The following is a 2,249-nucleotide window of genomic DNA, read 5'->3' on the forward strand; positions in this document are numbered from 1 at the left end:
CTTTGTTGTTTAATGAAAGCAATAATCCCTTCGATAAAAGATAATCCCCAACCAGAACGGCAATTTTGTTTTTCCATAGGGCATTAATAGAAAAAAAGCCTCTTCTTTCCATGGATTCATCCACTACATCGTCGTGAACCAATGTGGCTGTATGCAATAATTCTACCAGCGATGCAGCCCGAAAAGTGCTTTCGTTAATTTCACCCCCTAATCGTGCACTTAACAATACAAACATCGGGCGAAGTTGCTTTCCTTTTCGCTTAACAATGTATTGCATGATCCGATCTAACAACGCCACTCTGCTCTTAACGGCCTCTCTAAAATGGACTTCAAATTGAGCCAATTCGGCCGAAATCACCTTTTTTGCTAAGTTCATGTTATAATTATGCTGCAATATACCCAGGAAAATGACAAAATAATATGCAAAATGCAGCGTTTATACTATATTCGCAGTCATAACTATCAATTATCCCCCCAGATAGTATTTTTAAAGTATTTATATTAAAAATTAAGTACTTTTACAGCGATTATAATTTAATTTTAAATCAAATATCGATTATGGCAAGCAAGAAGCTCCTTTTTTTAGTTGCATTATTTGTGTTCGCACAGTTCGCAGCTAGCGCACAGACAAACTGGGGTTGGGATTGGAAAGACACTTCCAAAATTGCAGTAAAGAATCTGCCCCAGCACAACGAATTCATGAATAACCAGTATCCTTACCCTGCAAAGCCAAGAAGCCAGTGGGAATTAGGATTTAACTTAGGACCAACTTGGTTAACTGGTGATATTAAAAGCAAAACAGGTATCGGCTACGGGGTTTCTTTAAGAAAATCATTGGGCCATATTCTTTCTGTTAGAGGTTCTTTAACTGGTGCTAGCACATCAGGTGCGCCTAACGCATATGGTGTGGCTGTAGGTCAAACTGCCTATAAAAACTCTATGTGGGCTCTTGGAGTTGATTTCATTGCATCCTTAAACACACCTAGCTATTACAGAGGAAATCCTAAAACAAACTTATATGTGTTGGCTGGTTATAGCTTACTAGGTGCTAAAGCACAATATCAAGGTGCACCTGGTGCTCAGCCTGGTGGATACAATATCTTCTATGGTCAGCGTCCTGGACAAGCTTTCACACAAGATGGTTTAATCACTACTATGTTTGGTGCTACTGTTAATAACAGACAAGCATGGGCTTTAATGCATGCATGGAACCTAGGTTTTGGTGCAGCTTTCAAGGTAAGTGATAAAGTGAACATCGGTATTGAGCAAAAATTCATTTTCACTACTAAAGGATATGACTACCTGGATACCTGGAAAGATGTTAGAAACGAGAACAACGATTACTTCAGCATGACTACTGCCAGAGTTAATATCAACATTGGCGATAACAGCAAGAAAGTTCAGCCTCTATACTGGATCAATCCTAACAACTTTATCTATAGCGAGTTAAACGCTCCTCAGCATATGAAAATGCCTAAAGTGGTGTTACCAGATGCAGATAAAGATGGTGTAACTGATCAGTTCGATATGGAACCTAACACTCCTGCTGGTGCTCCAGTAGATTCTCATGGTGTATCTAAAGATACAGATGGAGATGGTGTTCCTGATTACAGAGATAAGGAATTGTTAACTTCTCAAAAATGTTTCCCTGTTAATAATGACGGTATCGGAACTTGTCCTGAGAACGCTTGTTGCAAGGAAATCAGAGAAATGGTTAGCAACATGCAAGCTACTAAAGCTTCTTGCTCTATCGGTGCTCTACCAAGCGTACAGTTCAAAGGAACTACTACCAAGTTAAGCAAAGATGCAATGACTGTTCTTAGCGCAGCTGCTGCTCAATTGAAAGCAAACCCAACTTGTAACGTAAAAGTTATTGGATACGGTGCTACCAGCAAAGCTGCTCAACAGCAAAGCTGGGAAAGAGTAAACGCGGTTATCAAGTACCTGGTTGAAAAGCAAGGTATTGCTGAAAGCAGATTGTTATTCGTGTATGCTCAGGAAGGCAAGGCTGGTTCTGTAGACTTACAAGGTACTACTGAAGAAGGTCCAAACAGCGTTCCTGCTCCACATCCAAACTTGAAAAGCAGAAATTAATAAAAGCTTGAATTGTCCTGAAATAGGTTGACAGTTTTAAAATAAGTCCCGGTTGCCTCAGGTAGCCGGGATTTTTTTGTTGTAGACCTGATCTGGCGTTTTCATTTGAAGTGCTAGATGTGGTCTTTTGTTGTTATATAAAAATCACTTTCTTG

General features: G+C 39.6%; 2 protein-coding genes. One reads left to right on the forward strand and one right to left on the reverse strand.

The features are described from left to right. A partial coding sequence (locus tag P767_RS15170; RefSeq protein ID WP_172637495.1) for a polyprenyl synthetase family protein occupies positions 1-376 on the reverse strand: 376 nt, incomplete at its 3' end. Between the two features lie 182 nt (positions 377-558). Here P767_RS15170 and P767_RS0100815 point away from each other — a divergent pair. Next, positions 559-2,094, forward strand: coding sequence for an OmpA family protein (locus P767_RS0100815; protein WP_026763020.1), 1,536 nt, complete (start codon positions 559-561; stop codon positions 2,092-2,094). Positions 2,095-2,249: the final 155 nt, after the last annotated feature.

Origin of the sequence: Sediminibacterium salmoneum NBRC 103935 (genome assembly GCF_000511175.1) — a bacterium.
Classification (GTDB): domain Bacteria; phylum Bacteroidota; class Bacteroidia; order Chitinophagales; family Chitinophagaceae; genus Sediminibacterium; species Sediminibacterium salmoneum.

Coding starts and splice junctions, on each gene's coding strand:
- P767_RS0100815 (WP_026763020.1), top strand. CDS start 559: ATGGCAAGCAAGAAGCTCCTTTTTTTAGTTGCATTATTTGTGTTCGCA.